Here is a 15,153-nt window from a genome sequence, read left to right as displayed (position 1 = left end):
TCAGCTCCGAAGGCCCGGAGCCTCATGGCCGGTGCGGGCCACGTATTCGGTGTAGCCGCCGCCATATTGGTGAATGCCCTCGGGCGTCAATTCCAGCACGCGGTTGGACAAAGCCGCCAGGAAATGCCGGTCGTGCGAAACGAACAGCATGGTGCCCTCATATTGCGACAGGGCCTTGATGAGCATTTCCTTGGTGTCGAGGTCGAGATGGTTCGTCGGCTCGTCCAGCACGAGGAGATTTGGCGGATCGAAGAGCATCATCGCCATAACGAGCCGTGCCTTCTCACCGCCGGACAGCACACGGCACTTCTTCTCGACATCATCGCCGGAGAAACCGAAACATCCGGCCAACGCCCGCAAGGAACCCTGTCCCGCCTGGGGAAACTCGTGTTCGAGCTGCTGGAAGACGGTGCGTTCGCCGTCGAGAATATCCATGGCATGCTGGGCGAAATATCCCATCTTCACGCTGGCGCCGAGAGCGACACTACCGTCATCCGGCTGCGTCGAGCCCGCCACCAGCTTCAGCAGGGTGGATTTGCCGGCGCCGTTGATGCCCATGATGCACCAGCGCTCCCGGCGTCGCACCATGAAGTCCAACCCTTCATAGATGATACGGCTGCCATACTTCTTGTGAACGCTCTTCAGGCTCACCACGTCTTCGCCCGAGCGCGGCGCCGGCTGGAATTCGAAGGCGACGGTCTGACGCCGTTTCGGCGGCTCCACCCGATCGATCTTCTCCAGCTTCTTCACGCGGCTCTGCACCTGGGAGGCGTGCGAAGCGCGCGCCTTGAAGCGTTCGATGAATTTGATTTCCTTGGCAAGCATTGCCTGCTGGCGTTCGAACTGAGCCTGCTGCTGCTTCTCGTTCTGCGCCCGCTGCTGTTCGTAGAATGCATAATCGCCCGAATAGCTGCTCAATGAGCCGCCGTCGATCTCGATGATCTTGGTGACGATGCGGTTCATGAACTCGCGATCGTGCGAGGTCATCAGCAAAGCGCCCTCATAACCCCTGAGGAATTCCTCGAGCCAGATGAGGCTTTCCAGATCCAGATGGTTGCTCGGCTCGTCGAGCAGCATGACATCGGGGCGCATGAGGAGAATGCGGGCGAGCGCCACGCGCATTTTCCAGCCGCCCGACAGCGCGCCGACGTCGCCGTCCATCATCTCCTGGCTGAAGCTCAGGCCCGCCAGCACTTCGCGGGCACGCCCTTCGAGGGCATAGCCGTCCAGCTCCTCGTAACGCGCCTGAACCTCGCCGTAGCGCTCGATGATCGCGTCCATCTTGTCGGCCTGGTCCGGATCGACCATTGCAGCTTCCAGCTCGCGCAGCTCGGCAGCAACAGCACTGACAGGACCGGCGCCTTCCATCACTTCGGAGACGGCACTGCGGCCCGCCATTTCACCGACGTCCTGATTGAAATAGCCGATGGTAACCCCCTTATCGACGGAAACCTGTCCCTCATCGGGCAGCTCCTGTCCGGTGATCATCCGGAAAAGCGTCGTCTTGCCGGCGCCGTTCGGGCCGACCAGCCCAATGCTCTCGCCCCTGTTGAGCGCAGCCGTTGCCTCGATGAAGAGGATACGATGGCTATTCTGCTTGCTGATATTCTCGATACGAATCATGTTTACGCTAGGCCCGAAGAAAGTTTTTCGCGGGCCTTATGCCACGGGTCGCGCGCGCTGTCGCAGGTTTTCGGGAAGAGAAGATGAGTTCGATGTCAAACTGGTGTCAGTCGCGGTGATTTCCGAGGTATTATTCGCATGTCGGTATCCGCCCCACCCAGCTTATACGTCAACCGCTTTACGCCGGCCGCGGGCGTGCCGGTCGCATTTTTCGGAGTATCGGACGTTCTATGAACAGGTAGCAGATGATCGTAAAGGCCAGCGAGCCCAATGCGAGGAACGCAGGCTGCGCGGCGTGTGGCACGCCAGCGCGCAACAGCAGCGCCGTTACCATGACACCGGTGAGCACGTGCCAAACATAGATGGAATCAGAGGCGTCTCCCAGGAAATGCAGGAATGCCAGTTTTGGAACGCCTCGCTCCCGTTCTGCGAAAACAGCGCCTGATAATATCAGTACCGCAGGTATGCCCCAGCCAACCATCCGATCGACATCGGGCATCAGGTCACTTGCCAGCAGCAATACGAATCCGGCGATCATCAAGCCCACGGCGGCGTGAAAAGACAGCCGAAAACCCTTTCTCCATAAGCGGCCGATGACGATTCCGGCCGCAAATTCAAGAATAACCGGCTCCGTGAAAACACTGAGATAGCCGAGGGGCAGCAGGTAGTGCGCAATGACGACAGCCACCAGAGCCACCATCAGGAACCATAGCCGTAGAAGCTCCGGCAGAAGCAACGAAATGGAAAAGATGAGATAGAAAAACATCTCGTAGGACAAGGTCCATCCCTGCTCGACGATCGGATGTATCGCGTCGCCCCTTATGGCGGGCAGGAAAAGCAGCGAGCCGATCAAATTGCCAATGGTCGTGTCGACGTTGAAGAAGAACTGCGGTTTCAACACGGCCATGACGAATGTCGCCGCCGTCGCAATCCAGTAAAGCGGCACTATTCTGAGCAGCCGGCGCACCATGAACTCTTGCGGACCGACAGGTTTTCCCTCGGTGGTGACCCACATGATAAAGCCGCTGATGACAAAGAAAATATCGACCCCCGCCGCTCCGACTTCGAATCCCAAGCCGTAGGCGTCACAGACATGGAAGCAGAGGACGGAAATCGCAGCGATGGCCCGCAGATATTGAATGCTCGTGATGTCGCTGCCGATTTTCAAGAGGTGCCCCGCGCGACTGGAATGCAATTGCAGAACGGCTTGGAGGGTACGGTGGACCGGATGTCACCGTCGCAACAATTTCAGTGAAAACGGATAATTTCCCGCCGGTTTCGTGACGGAAATCGGGCATTTCGGATGTGGGGCGGTTGTGGTTATAGGTTTGGGACTCTCTTTTGTGTGCGAGAGGCTTGCCTATTGCCGGAGATTTTACCCAACAGACGGCGTTGAAGACCATACGCCTTGGCTTAGCTAGCTGCTCGCCTTGTCACTTTAAGGTAGGCATCTTCCCCGCTGGGCCGAAGTAAGCAAAACGCCGAAGTCGCCTCCGAATGTTAATCGATGCTGTTTGACGGGCACGCTCCATTGGCTTCAGTCGAAATCATATGCGCGTACTTTATGCTAAACGTAAGGGATGTGCTCAGGAATAAGGCCTTCACCAACTTCCGCGGTTATTCTTTCTATCTCCTCCAACACGGAGCTTGGAATGCGTTTCCTTGCCAGACGAAGTGCTTTAGGGATGGTGTCTATGTTGTCTGCAAAGCAGAGGTCAACCAAAGGAGGGACGCCATCTTCACCGGTTGCCAATAACAGCATCAGACCATTTTGATATCCACGACAGTAGCAAGCATCCCAGTAATTTGATTCAGAGACGTACGTTTCAACTTTCTTTTCATAAGCATGGAGAAGATATCTGACGCGTTCCGAGTTGTAATATTCGCCGCTCGACCGTGTATCGGTGATACGCATGAGTGCGTCTTGGAGTCCATCTTGGTAAGACAGTACTAACGTCATAATTGGCTTGCGTGTTTCAATAAATATATCTGCTGCACGATGATGGGCTTCATTGACGTATGGAAGAAAATCCTCACAAAAATCAAATCTCACGTCATCTATTATTTGTTGGTGGTTACAAAGCTTTTGATTGATGTGTAGCCGCAATTGCTCCAGGAAAAACGACCCATCTGTCTCTATGGGAATGAGGCTCAAATTAGTAGATTTCAAATAATCGTAGTCTATATTTGGTGACACAAAGTAGGATGATCGAGAGAATTTTCCCATGATTTTGTTAAGTGATTTTATTATAGATAGGTAGTTTGAGTCCTTCAGAGAGTATCCAATATACACGATCGTTTTTGTCGATAGTAGCGTCTCGAGGTATGCTCCGAGGGCGCCCTTTTCCAAGCGGAGTAACGCTTTTTTGTAGTCGTCCTTTGTTGCGACAATTGAGCCGGCATTGCTTATTGATCCGTGTATTTTTATTAGGCGACGAGGGGAACTTTCTATAAACGGCAGATCTTGGTCGTAGACAAATGGACGAAGTCCGCTTTCTTCCTCAAAGAAATCGTCCCAGTTTGTCGTGATCACATCCTCGATCATATAGAGCGGTCGCAACGCTCTATGAAAGCGAGTCATTGGAACGTAAAATCCGCGGAAAGAACGAAAATATTCTATTCGTTCTCGTATCTTTTTTATAAGATTAATTCGCCCATCTACTCTGCCGCAATACTGCGTCATTAAAGATGGAAAATCTAAGCCGGAGTCAGAGACACCCATCTCTGTCTGAATCTTTTCGTAAAACGTGGTTTTACAATGAGTACGGTTCTCAGTGCTTATTCCTGCACCTGCGAATATGACGCATCTGCCCGCCACTAATCTGTCCAGAAAATCCGGCGGCAAGGCAAATTCTATTTCATTGCGACAAAATGCACAGTCGCACGCTGACATTGACCCTCGCTCAAAAAAGCGCCGCCGATCTATATGCGACGGCGCTTGGTGGTGGTGATCGGCTAAACTAAGCTGGAGTATTTAGTTTAGCCTGGCGGTGGGTGACGTTTGCTTGAACACGACACCCACCGCGGGCGGCGGCGGGGTAAGAAGAGAAATCAAGAGCACCCGCTCGTAGCCCCGCACGTGTCGCACTTCTCGCAAGTTCCATTCCGGACCATCGTGAAGTTCTGGCATTCCGTGCACATGTTGCCTGTGTAGCCCTGCATAATGGAGCGGGCGCGGCGTTCGGATTCCAGCTTCTTGGCTTCCGACTTCGCCGTTGCCGCGTCATCCGCTGCCTTGTCGGTGAAGAGGGCGGTGGAGGCTTCGGCGGTTTCGTTTGCCAGTTCCTCGGCGATCTCTTCCGCCAGCTCCTTGGCGCGCTCCTCATAGTCGCGCTTGAAGGCGACGACTTCCGAGGTGGAGATGGCGCCGGCCGGTTCGAGCTTGCGCGCGGTGTTGCCGGCGATGGAGGTGATCGTCGCACCGGAAGAGGCGCGGGCAGGGGCTGCCGTGGCCGAACCCTTGACTTCGCCCGCCTGGCGTTCACCCGATGTCGGCACCAGCGTCGGCTTGTAGCCGCGGGTCAGGCCCTTGGAGACGACATCCGCCTTGCCTTCCGATACGCCGCGTCCGAGCGCCGTATTGTTGAAGTCCGAGGTGTCGACATGAGCAAGATCGTGGCGGCCGAGATAGGAGATGGCAAGCTCACGGAACACGTAGTCGAGGATCGACGTGGCGTTCTTGATCGCGTCGTTGCCGGTGACGATGCCGGCTGGCTCGAACTTGGTGAAGGTGAAGGCATCGACATACTCTTCGAGCGGCACGCCGTATTGCAGGCCGAGCGAGACGGAGATGGCGAAGTTGTTGATGAAGGCGCGCAGCGCCGAACCTTCCTTGTTCATGTCGAGGAAGATTTCGCCGAGACGGCCGTCGTCATATTCGCCGGTGCGCAGGAAGATGGTGTGTCCGCCGATCTTGGCCTTCTGGGTATAGCCCTTGCGGCGGCCGGGAAGCTTTTCCTGGCTGCGGACAACCTTTTCGATGACGCGTTCGATGATCTTCTCGGTGACGGTGACGGCCTGGGCGGCAGCCGGCGCCTGCAGCAGCTCTTCGAGTGCATCCTCACTATCGTCGTCGTCGATCAGTGAGGCGTTCAGCGGCTGGCTGAGCTTGGAGCCGTCACGATAAAGCGCATTCGCCTTCAGGCCGAGCTTCCAGGACAGCATATAGGCGTTCTTGCAATCCTCGACGGTTGCTTCGTTGGCCATGTTGATCGTCTTGGAAATGGCGCCCGAGATGAAGGGCTGGGCGGCGGCCATCATGCGGATGTGGCTTTCGACCGAAAGGTAACGCTTACCGATCTTGCCGCAAGGATTGGCGCAATCGAAGACGGCGAGATGTTCGTTTTTGAGGAACGGCGCGCCTTCCAGCGTCATCGCACCGCAGACATGGATGTTGGCTGCTTCGATATCCTTCTTGGAGAAGCCGAGATGGTCGAGCAGGTTGAAGCTGATGTCGGTCAGTTGCTCGTCGGAAACCTTGAGCGTGCCCTTCAGGAAGTCGGCGCCGAGCGTCCACTGGTTGAAGACGAACTTGATGTCGAAGGCGCTCTTCAGCGCGGCGTTGACGGCCTCCACCTTCTCGTTGGTGAAGCCCTTTGCCTTCAGCGTCGAAGGATTGATGGCCGGCGCCTGGTTCAGGTTGCCATGGCCGACAGCATAGGCCTCGATCTCGGCAATCTGGCTTTCGGAATAGCCGAGCGCACGCAATGCTTCCGGAACGGCGCGGTTGATGATCTTGAAGTAGCCGCCGCCGGCGAGCTTCTTGAACTTCACCAGGGCGAAGTCCGGCTCGATGCCGGTCGTATCGCAATCCATGACGAGGCCGATCGTGCCGGTCGGCGCGATAACGGTCGCCTGGGCATTGCGGTAGCCATGCTGTTCGCCGAGGCTCAAGGCCTTGTCCCAGGCAGCCTTGGCATGGGCAACGAGGTCCTGGTCCGGATTGTCGGAATGGATCAGCGCTACCGGATTGACCGACAGGCTCTCATAGCCCGAGATCTCGCCGTAAGCAGCGCGACGATGGTTGCGGATGACGCGCAGCATGTTTTCGCGGTTCGGCTTGAACATCGGGAAGGTCCCGAGTTCGGATGCCATTTCGGCCGAGGTCGCATAGGCGATACCGGTCATGATCGCGGTCAGCGAGCCGGCGATAGCGCGGGCTTCGTCGCTGTCATAGGGGATGCCGGAGGACATCAGCAGGCCGCCGATATTGGCATAGCCGAGGCCGAGCGTGCGGTATTCGTAAGAAAGTTCGGCAATGCGGCGCGACGGGAACTGCGCCATCATGACCGAGATTTCGAGAACGACGGTCCACAGGCGAACGGCATGTTCGTAGTCGCCGATATTGACGCGCTTCGTCGCCGCATCCTTGAAGGTCATCAGGTTCAGCGAAGCGAGGTTGCACGCCGTATCGTCGAGGAACATGTATTCCGAGCACGGATTGGACGCGCGGATCGGGCCGGCAGCCGGGCTGGTGTGCCAGTCGTTCATCGTCGTGTTGAAGTGCAGGCCCGGATCGGCCGATGCCCAGGCGGCGTAGGAGATGGATTCCCAGAGGTCGCGGGCCTTCAGCGTCTTGATGACCTTGCCGTCCTTGCGGGCGGTTAGGTTCCAGTCGCCATCATTCTCGACAGCGCGCAGGAAGTCGTCCTTGATGGAGACGGAATTGTTAGAATTCTGGCCGGAAACGGTGAGGTAAGCTTCCGAATCCCAGTCCGTGTCATAGGTCTTGAACTCCAGGTCCTTGTAGCCCTGACGAGCGAACTGGATGACGCGCTGGACGTAATTTTCCGGAACCTGGTCCTTTTTGGCGGCGCGGATTTCGCGCTTCAGGGCAGGGTTCTTGGCCGGATCGAAGCAATCGTCATTGTCGCCGTCGCAATTGACGGCGGCCTTCATGATCGCCTTCAGATGCTTGGCGACGATCTTCGAACCGGTGACGAGGGCAGCAACCTTCTGCTCTTCCTTGACCTTCCAGTTGATGTATTCCTCGATATCCGGATGGTCGATGTCGACGACGACCATCTTGGCGGCGCGGCGGGTCGTGCCACCAGACTTGATGGCGCCGGCAGCGCGGTCGCCGATCTTCAGGAAGCTCATCAGGCCGGAAGAGCGGCCGCCGCCGGAAAGCTTTTCGCCTTCGCCGCGCAGCAGCGAGAAGTTGGATCCGGTGCCGGAGCCATACTTGAAGAGGCGCGCCTCACGAACCCAGAGGTCCATGATGCCGCCTTCGTTGACGAGATCGTCCTCGACCGACTGGATGAAGCAGGCATGCGGCTGCGGATGTTCGTAGGCCGACTTAGACTTGGTGATCTTGCCGGTGAAGGGGTCGACATAGAAATGCCCCTGGCCGGGGCCGTCAATGCCATAGGCCCAGTGCATGCCGGTGTTGAACCACTGCGGCGAATTCGGAGCGACGCGCTGGGTGGCGAGCATATAGGCAAGCTCGTCCTTGAAAGCGGAAGCGTCTTCTTCGGAAGAGAAGTAGCCGCCCTTCCAGCCCCAATAGGTCCAGGTGCCGGCAAGACGGTCGAAGACCTGGCGCGCATCGGTTTCGGAGCCGGTCTGGCTTTCCTTCGGCAGATCCTTCAGTGCCGCATCATCGGCCACGGAGCGCCACAGGAAGGAAGGAACGTCGTTTTCCTCAACCTTCTTCAGCTTGGCGGGTACGCCGGCCTTGCGGAAATATTTCTGCGCCAGAATGTCGGCCGCGACCTGCGAGAACTGCGCCGGCACGTCGATGTTTTCGAGGCGGAACACGATCGAACCGTCAGGGTTCTTGATCTCGCTCGTCGCCTTGCGGAATTCGATCTCCGCATAAGGTGACTGGCCGGCCTTCGTAAATCGACGTTCGATGCGCATGATCCCATACCTCAATTCGTTGGCGCCTGCCCTCGTAAGGAAGGCGCAAAAATCCTGATCCGGCTTCGCGGTTTCAGCGCGCAGCCAGTGTTCAATCCGCTTCCTGACAGGAGGTGTCATCCGGAGATGTCCTTCCCGTATCTTGTGGTGATGGTGGCTGCAAACACTAAATATAGTATTAACAGCTTATTGCCGCCAGTCCCCGCATGTCTTTTTTTGGCAGCATCGATATCGGCACAAAAAGCCTCCATGGCGCCACCAGTCATGGTGTCTCGCCCTGAATTCAAATCCAATTTCGAGTTAAGGACCAGCCCCCGTAATTCTGCCCGGTCCAGTTGCCGCCGCAACGGCATTCATTAACTTTGAAAGACCCGATTCCGTCAAGGGGTGGTTTGCGACGGATTTTTAACCACAATATCTTGTGGGCTTGCCTGTGGAAATTGGGGAAACGCCAGGAGTCCCTAAGATTCAAGCGCTTGGCCGAAATTGCTCGCCCTTCGCGCGACCGCGTATGAGCCCAACGCCACTCGCAACGGAAATAAACGCGACAATATTGTAACCGTGACTTCCAAACCATTGGCAGAGGGGCAAAAGCATGCAGCAACCCCTCATGATTCGCGCGGAAGGCCTTGAATCCCACGAAATCTTGGTATCTCGCGGACTACTAAATATAGTGGGCGCCGAAGCGCCCACGTCTATTGCTGATGCCTGCGTCCGGCTTTGGCACACCCAGTAGAATCACAAGTGATTCGCGTGAGCTTCACGAGGGTCAGCCGCGATGACCCTTGGCGATCGGTTCCTGATAGGTGAAGCCCATGTCCCAGGGGAAATAGATCCAGGTGTCCTGGCTGACCTCGGTGATGAAGGTGTCGATGGTGGGCACGCCTTTCGGCTTGGCGTAGAGACAGGCGAAATGCGCCTTCGGCAGCATGGTGCGCACTTCGGCGGCAGTCTTGCCGGTATCGGTCAGGTCGTCGACGACAAGCACACCTTCGCCGCCGTCGGCCGTCAACTCCGGCGCGATGCTTTTGAGCAGGTTCATTTCGCCCTGGTTGGCGTAGTCGTGATAGGAGGCGACGCAGACGGTATCGATCAGGCGGATGTTGAGTTCGCGCGAGATGATGGCAGCAGGGACGAGGCCGCCACGGGTGATGCAGACGATTGCCTTGAACTCGCTATTGAGCCCGGCAAGCCGCCAGGCAAGGGCGCGGGCATCGCGATGGAACTGATCCCAGGATACGGGAAAGGCTTTATCGGGGAGGGACATGGCTCAAAGGCTCCGGGACGCAGAAGATAACGACGCACCGGCGCTGCCGGCGACCCTGAGCAGACCCCGCGACGGGCGCGGACCATGGACCAAATCCTGAAACGCGATTCGCCGGCTCTCCGAATAGGACATGACCCATCCAAAAACCGCTTTGGACTTTGGGGGCAACGTTCCATGGACCCGTGCGAATGGGTTCCCCGGCGGGAATTCTCTCATCGGTCGCTGCTTTCTGCTGGATTTGCGGCCAAAAGGCAAGAGCCGCCGCTGCGCCGCATATCCGGCAGGGGATACGATGGTCAGCGCGCCAGCAGCGTCATCGCAGTCATCGATTGCAATAGCGTGCGCGTCGTGCCGCCGAAGATCAATTGCCAGAGCCAGGAATGTGTATAGGCACCCATGACGAGCAGATCGATGCTGTCGTCGGCAAGGCGGTTTTCGATGACTTGCGATGGCGTCTTGCCGCCGCAGGCTGCCGTTTCCAGTCTGGCGCGAACGCCATGGCGGGCAAGCGTGGCAGCAATCTCCGCGCCGGTCTCCTTCGGCGAATGCGTCAAGCTATTAGACGTGTCGACGGAAAAAATCTCCACGGAATCCGCGGTTGTCAGAAACGGCAGAGCATCGAAGGTCGCGCGCGCCGCTTCCTTGGACCCGTTCCAGGCAATCAGCACGCGACGGATCGGCTTAGGCTCGGTAAAGATGTAGGGGATGAGAAGGACGGGCCGCCCGCTTTCGAAGAGGAAGCTTTCGACATCGACATGCGAGTCCGACGATTTGGCTGGATCGGGCTGCACGGCAACGAGCAGATCGGCGCTGCGCGCGCTTTCCATCAGCGGCTCCGAACCATAGCCGACGGTGCTTGCGAAATTGCGCCATTCATAGGCGAGGTTTTCGCGCTCCATTTTGGCGCGGAACAGTCGCTCGATATCGATGGCCTGGTTGTGCGCCATATCCTGCAGGGCCTGAACGGCGACCGGATCGGGGATTTCCATCGGCGCCACCAGCGGCACGGCCGAGACGATTTCCGTATGCAGACCCACGATATGAGCGCCATGTTCGCGAGCGAACGCGGCGGCAAAATCGACCGCCACGCGCGCATTGTCAGGCGTATCGAGAATGACCAGAATGGTTTTATAGGGCATGACGTGATCTCCCATGAGGAAAGGTCCTTATCGCTCCATTATATCAGTGTTCCGCCTGATAATAATGCGCCGATATGACCGCGGTTCCCCGGCGGATTGAAAGCGCTTGCTGAACGTCATGCCTCAGCGGACTGATTTTCCTTTGCTTTCGCCTGTCGTATCGTTTCGATCATGGCGCGCACTTCAGCCGCGACACTTTCAACCAACTCGGCCGAACGGCCCCGCACGACGATCTCGGTCGAGAAAGATTGACCGATATAGCGCGGGTAAGATCCGATGCTGGTATCCGGATGAGCTTTCTGGATGGCGCCAAGCGGCGTGCCGATCTCGCCTTCACCGTAAGGGCAGGAAATCGCCGCCGAAAGCATGCGCGTGCCGGAGCGCAGGGTCGGGGCGACATTGTCGAGCATCGCCTGAAAGACTTGCGGCACGCCGGCCATGACGTAGACATTGCCGATATTGAAGCCCGGCGCCGTCGAAACCGGATTGGCAATATGCTTGGAGCCGACCGGCATGCGCGCCATCCGCTGGCGTGCCTCGGTGAATTCCATCTCGCGGCGCGCATACATCTCCGCCATCAGCCGCATCGCCTCGGCATCGTGTTCGCAGGCTACGCCGAAGGCCTTGGCGATGGCATCGGCGGTGATGTCGTCATGCGTCGGACCGATGCCGCCCGAGGTGAAGACATAATCATATTGGCCGCGCAAGGCGTTCAGCGCGGAAACAATGGCATCTTCGTCGTCGGCGACAATACGGACTTCCTTCAGATCGATGCCCGACAGCAGCATGACGTCGGCGAGATGGCCGATATTTTTGTCCTTCGTCCGGCCGGAGAGCAGTTCGTCGCCGATGGCGAGCATCGCGGCTGTGACAATGATTTCATTGGTCATGGAAATTATCCGTGGAATTGCGTGGTGGCGCGTTCGAAAAAGCGTTTCAAATAGGTAGCGCCGTTTGCCGCGAATGCAAACTGACGTTTTCGTTTGCTCGACCACCGTGAAAAAAGCAACCGCAAGTGAATTTTCGTCTTCATCGGGTGAACAGTGCGTTCCAGTTGCAGGGGCTGCGCCTTCGTGTGCCTGCTGGTACAACTCAGCTCGAAAATCAACGCGTCCTACAATTGGAGATATTCATGGCTAAGGTGCTGGTGCTCTACTACTCCTCCTACGGTCACATCGAGAAGATGGCCTATGCCGTCGCTGAAGGCGCGAAGTCCGCCGGCGCTGACGTGACGGTCGAGCGCGTGCCGGAACTGGTGCCGGAAGAGGTGGCCAAGGCTTCCTACTTCAAACTCGATCAGGAAGCCCCGATCGCAAAGCCGGATGAATTGGTCGAATATGACGCCATCATCGTCGGCTCGGGCACCCGCTTCGGCACGGTTACGTCGCAGATGCGCAATTTCTGGGATCAGACCGGCGGCCTGTGGTTCGGCGGCAAGCTCGTCGGCAAGGTCGGCTCGGTATTCACCTCTTCGGCGACCCAGCACGGCGGCCAGGAATCGACCATCCTCGGCTTCATCCCGACCCTCCTGCACCACGGCATGGCCGTCGTCGGTCTTCCCTATGCTTTCCAGGGCCAGATGGGCACGGAAGAAGTCAAGGGCGGCTCGCCCTATGGCGCTTCCACGATCACCAACGGCGACGGCTCGCGCCAGCCCTCGGAAATTGAACTGGAGGCCGCAAAGTATCAGGGCGCCCACGTCGCCAAGATCGCGGCCAAGCTTGTGGCTTAATTTCGACCTGATGCATTGATCAAAGGCGGCCGAGCGGGTCGCCTTATTTCTTATGGGTCTCAGCCTGGAGTGGATGTCTGCGACCTGTCCACCATGAGCGGTGCGGTCCATCTTTACCGTTTTTCCTTTCAATTCGAACTTTTTAAAAAGAGAAAAATAAAGAATTGGGTTGCACAGTCCTCCATCGGGTTTTCCGTATAATTTGAGGGGGGCAATGCTTCGAGTTCCTGTTGGCTCGCGCCACCGGAAGACAATCGTGGACTTCTTTCACGATTCGTCCGGTGCTTATTTGATCGTCTTCGCTTTGTCGCTCCCAGTTCTGATCGGTTTGATAGGGCTCGGCACGGATTATGGCCTATGGACCTACAAGCAACAGAAGATGCAGTCCGCAACCGACGCCGCCGCTGTAAGCGGCGCGGCCGCCTATACCAGCAGCGGCGATGGGCCGGTGGAATCCCAGGTCGATGCGATAACGGCAAGTTATGGGCTCGTTAATGGCCAGAATAACGTGGTGATATCGATCCACCGCCCTCCGACGCAGGGATCTTACGTTGGGAATGGATCGGCGATCGAAGTCGTCGCACAACAACCAATGGACCTGCTGTTCTCCGCGCTTTGGCAGCAGGCTTTCGTCGTTACGACGAGATCCGTGGCGATGGCGAATGCGGGCAACGCCTGCGTGCTGGCACTCGATCAGACCGCGAGTGCTGCCGCTTCGGCCCAGGGTTCAACCACGGTGACGTTGAATAACTGCAGCTTGGTCTCGAATTCGACAAGCCCCACGTCGGTTAGTGTCGGCGGTTCTGCACTGATCCAAGCGCTGTCGGTCGGGGCTGCTGGTGGCATTAGCGGTCTTAGCGGCATTAAAGCGAGCGAGGGGACGGCGACCGGACTTTGGCCTCTCACGGACCCCTATGCCGATGTTCAGATGCCAACCTACTCGGGTTGCACGAACAACGCCAAGGAAAACATCAAGGGGAAGACGACGCTCGATCCAGGCGTCTACTGCGGCGATATTACCGTAAACGCCGGGGCGGTCCTTACCCTTGATCCCGGGATCTACATTCTCGATCGCGCCAATCTGAAGGTTAATGGCGGCGCAACCTTGATCGGTCATGGTGTCACGATCGTCTTCACCTCCAGCACGGGAAGCAACTACGGCACCGCATCCATCAATGGTGGGGCGATCCTTGATCTCACGCCACCGCAGACGGGAGACACGGCCGGTATCGTCATTTTCGGGGACCGCAATATGCCCGTCGGCACGGCGTTCAGCTTTAACGGTGGCGCAAACCAGAGTTTGGCGGGATCGATCTATCTGCCGAAGGCCGCCGTCAGCTACTCGGGAGGCAACACCGCGACAAATGCCTGCATCAAGATTATCGCGGATACGGTCACCTTCACCGGCAATTCCAACCTCTCCATCGATTGCAGTGCTTATCCGACCCGCGCCATCGGCGGCGCTGCCGGCAAATTGGTCGAGTGATGCGTCATGGCTGCAAAAACAACAAAACGAACTGAAATATCGCGCTCCAGGATGCTCGTCGCCGAAAACCGGCTGCATTCACGCACCCGGGCAATATCGGCGTGGGTTCGGAGAAGGCTCTGTCGGGACTTGCTCAATGAACAGCAGGGCACGGTCGCCGTCGACTTGGCACTCATACTACCGGTTTTGATCGCGATGACATTCGGACTTATCGACTACTCCTCCGCACTGCTTCAGCAGGCGCAGGTGGAGAATGCGGCTCAGCGAGGTCTGCAATATGCTTTGGCTCGCGGCTTTGATAGTTCCGCCATATCGAATGTCATCACAAGAAGTACCGGCTCCGCCGTTATCTCGGCGGCGCCTGCCCCGTTGAAATTTTGCGGTTGCCCCAGCGGTCAAGGCATCTCCAGCACGCTATGCTCCGATGTCTGTTCGGACGGATCGCGAGCGGGCACCTATGTATCCGCCTCGGCCGCCGCAACCTACGTGCCGTACATTGCGCTTCCCTTCGTGCCCGCATCGTTTGCACTGCAGTCAACCGCAACAGCGAGGATGCAATGATTCGCCGTCTTGTGAGGGAGGTCGAAGGAACGAGCGCGGTCGAGTTTGCCCTGACTGCTCCACTCTTCTTCATTCTTGTATTTTCTATCGCTCAATTCGGACTTTTTCTATGGACGCAATTGGGATTGCAACATGCCGTCGATCTCAGCGCCCGGTGCGCGAGCCTGATGCACACCACCTGTCCGGATGAAGGTTCAACCCAGGCATATGCCGCCGACCAGGCTTATAGCCTTAATGTAGATCCTAGCGTGTTTTCAGTGACGCAGGATACATGCGGTCAGAACGTTACGGCATCGTACACCTATACAATCGCCATTCCCTTGCTGCCGTCGATGCAAGTGCCCATTGCCGCAACGTCGTGCTTCCCAACTTATTGAGCCGGTCCCGTCATCAATCCCGATCGCTACCGGCGGAATACCGCTCGCGCGATCCTATGCTCGCTTGGTCAACCGATCACTGGCCAGCCTCATAATCGCCGCAACGA

Annotated in this window: 11 protein-coding genes; 4 read left to right on the top strand and 7 right to left on the bottom strand. The window is 57.4% G+C overall.

All coding sequences use genetic code 11. The features are described 5' to 3' along the window. The 7 genes from K290_RS0122400 to K290_RS0122365 all read right to left on the bottom strand — a co-directional run bounded on the left by K290_RS0122400 (window position 1) and on the right by K290_RS0122365 (window position 11,780). Window positions 1-1,623 carry an ABC-F family ATP-binding cassette domain-containing protein gene (locus K290_RS0122400; protein WP_028753937.1) on the bottom strand — a complete coding sequence of 541 codons (1,623 nt, stop codon included), beginning with the start codon at window positions 1,621-1,623 and terminating at the stop codon, window positions 1-3. Between the two features lie 178 nt (window positions 1,624-1,801). Further along, window positions 1,802-2,791 carry an acyltransferase family protein gene (locus tag K290_RS0122395; protein WP_245276621.1) on the bottom strand — a complete coding sequence of 330 codons (990 nt, stop codon included), beginning with the start codon at window positions 2,789-2,791 and terminating at the stop codon, window positions 1,802-1,804. Window positions 2,792-3,190: 399 nt separating this feature from the next. Next, the gene (locus tag K290_RS0122390) at window positions 3,191-4,516 is read right to left on the bottom strand and encodes an SIR2 family protein (protein ID WP_081670401.1); all 1,326 of its coding nucleotides are present in this window, start codon (window positions 4,514-4,516) and stop codon (window positions 3,191-3,193) included. Between the two features lie 158 nt (window positions 4,517-4,674). Continuing rightward, complete coding sequence (locus K290_RS0122385; RefSeq protein WP_028753934.1) at window positions 4,675-8,484, bottom strand: vitamin B12-dependent ribonucleotide reductase; 3,810 nt, start codon at window positions 8,482-8,484, stop codon at window positions 4,675-4,677. 769 nt (window positions 8,485-9,253) lie between these two features. After that, the gene (gene gpt / locus K290_RS0122375) at window positions 9,254-9,751 is read right to left on the bottom strand and encodes a xanthine phosphoribosyltransferase (RefSeq protein ID WP_028753933.1); all 498 of its coding nucleotides are present in this window, start codon (window positions 9,749-9,751) and stop codon (window positions 9,254-9,256) included. A 296-nt stretch (window positions 9,752-10,047) separates the two neighbouring features. Further along, a complete protein-coding gene (locus K290_RS0122370; protein WP_028753932.1) occupies window positions 10,048-10,890 on the bottom strand; it encodes a universal stress protein in 843 nt (280 codons plus the stop codon). A 116-nt stretch (window positions 10,891-11,006) separates the two neighbouring features. Next, the gene (locus K290_RS0122365) at window positions 11,007-11,780 is read right to left on the bottom strand and encodes a competence/damage-inducible protein A (protein WP_028753931.1); all 774 of its coding nucleotides are present in this window, start codon (window positions 11,778-11,780) and stop codon (window positions 11,007-11,009) included. Window positions 11,781-12,022: 242 nt separating this feature from the next. Between K290_RS0122365 and wrbA the strand changes: the two genes are divergently transcribed. The 4 genes from wrbA (at window position 12,023) to K290_RS0122345 (ending at window position 15,046) form a co-directional block, all read left to right on the top strand. After that, the gene (gene wrbA, locus K290_RS0122360) at window positions 12,023-12,622 is read left to right on the top strand and encodes an NAD(P)H:quinone oxidoreductase type IV (protein WP_028753930.1); all 600 of its coding nucleotides are present in this window, start codon (window positions 12,023-12,025) and stop codon (window positions 12,620-12,622) included. Between the two features lie 256 nt (window positions 12,623-12,878). Next, window positions 12,879-14,108, top strand: coding sequence for a TadE/TadG family type IV pilus assembly protein (locus K290_RS0122355; RefSeq protein ID WP_245276619.1), 1,230 nt, complete (start codon window positions 12,879-12,881; stop codon window positions 14,106-14,108). Window positions 14,109-14,114: 6 nt separating this feature from the next. Further along, window positions 14,115-14,669 (top strand): TadE/TadG family type IV pilus assembly protein, encoded by a 555-nt coding sequence (locus K290_RS0122350; RefSeq protein ID WP_081670397.1) that lies wholly within the window; start codon window positions 14,115-14,117, stop codon window positions 14,667-14,669. Next, the gene (locus K290_RS0122345; RefSeq protein ID WP_051264179.1) at window positions 14,666-15,046 is read left to right on the top strand and encodes a TadE/TadG family type IV pilus assembly protein; all 381 of its coding nucleotides are present in this window, start codon (window positions 14,666-14,668) and stop codon (window positions 15,044-15,046) included. The genes K290_RS0122350 and K290_RS0122345 overlap by 4 nt, the downstream gene beginning before the upstream one ends. Window positions 15,047-15,153 lie beyond the last annotated feature (107 nt).

Origin of the sequence: Rhizobium leucaenae USDA 9039, assembly GCF_000426285.1 — a bacterium.
In the GTDB taxonomy this organism is placed as follows: domain Bacteria; phylum Pseudomonadota; class Alphaproteobacteria; order Rhizobiales; family Rhizobiaceae; genus Rhizobium; species Rhizobium leucaenae.
This window is presented reverse-complemented; position numbering and strand designations above follow the sequence as displayed.

What these genes read in the sequence shown, in the direction of transcription:
- K290_RS0122365 (WP_028753931.1), bottom strand. Translation starts at nt 11,780, where the DNA reads ATGACCAATGAAATCATTGTCACAGCCGCGATGCTCGCCATCGGCGAC.
- K290_RS0122350 (WP_081670397.1), top strand. Translation starts at nt 14,115, where the DNA reads ATGGCTGCAAAAACAACAAAACGAACTGAAATATCGCGCTCCAGGATG.
- K290_RS0122385 (WP_028753934.1), bottom strand. Translation starts at nt 8,484, where the DNA reads ATGCGCATCGAACGTCGATTTACGAAGGCCGGCCAGTCACCTTATGCG.
- gpt (WP_028753933.1), bottom strand. Translation starts at nt 9,751, where the DNA reads ATGTCCCTCCCCGATAAAGCCTTTCCCGTATCCTGGGATCAGTTCCAT.
- wrbA (WP_028753930.1), top strand. Translation starts at nt 12,023, where the DNA reads ATGGCTAAGGTGCTGGTGCTCTACTACTCCTCCTACGGTCACATCGAG.
- K290_RS0122370 (WP_028753932.1), bottom strand. Translation starts at nt 10,890, where the DNA reads ATGCCCTATAAAACCATTCTGGTCATTCTCGATACGCCTGACAATGCG.
- K290_RS0122400 (WP_028753937.1), bottom strand. Translation starts at nt 1,623, where the DNA reads ATGATTCGTATCGAGAATATCAGCAAGCAGAATAGCCATCGTATCCTC.
- K290_RS0122345 (WP_051264179.1), top strand. Translation starts at nt 14,666, where the DNA reads ATGATTCGCCGTCTTGTGAGGGAGGTCGAAGGAACGAGCGCGGTCGAG.
- K290_RS0122390 (WP_081670401.1), bottom strand. Translation starts at nt 4,516, where the DNA reads ATGTCAGCGTGCGACTGTGCATTTTGTCGCAATGAAATAGAATTTGCC.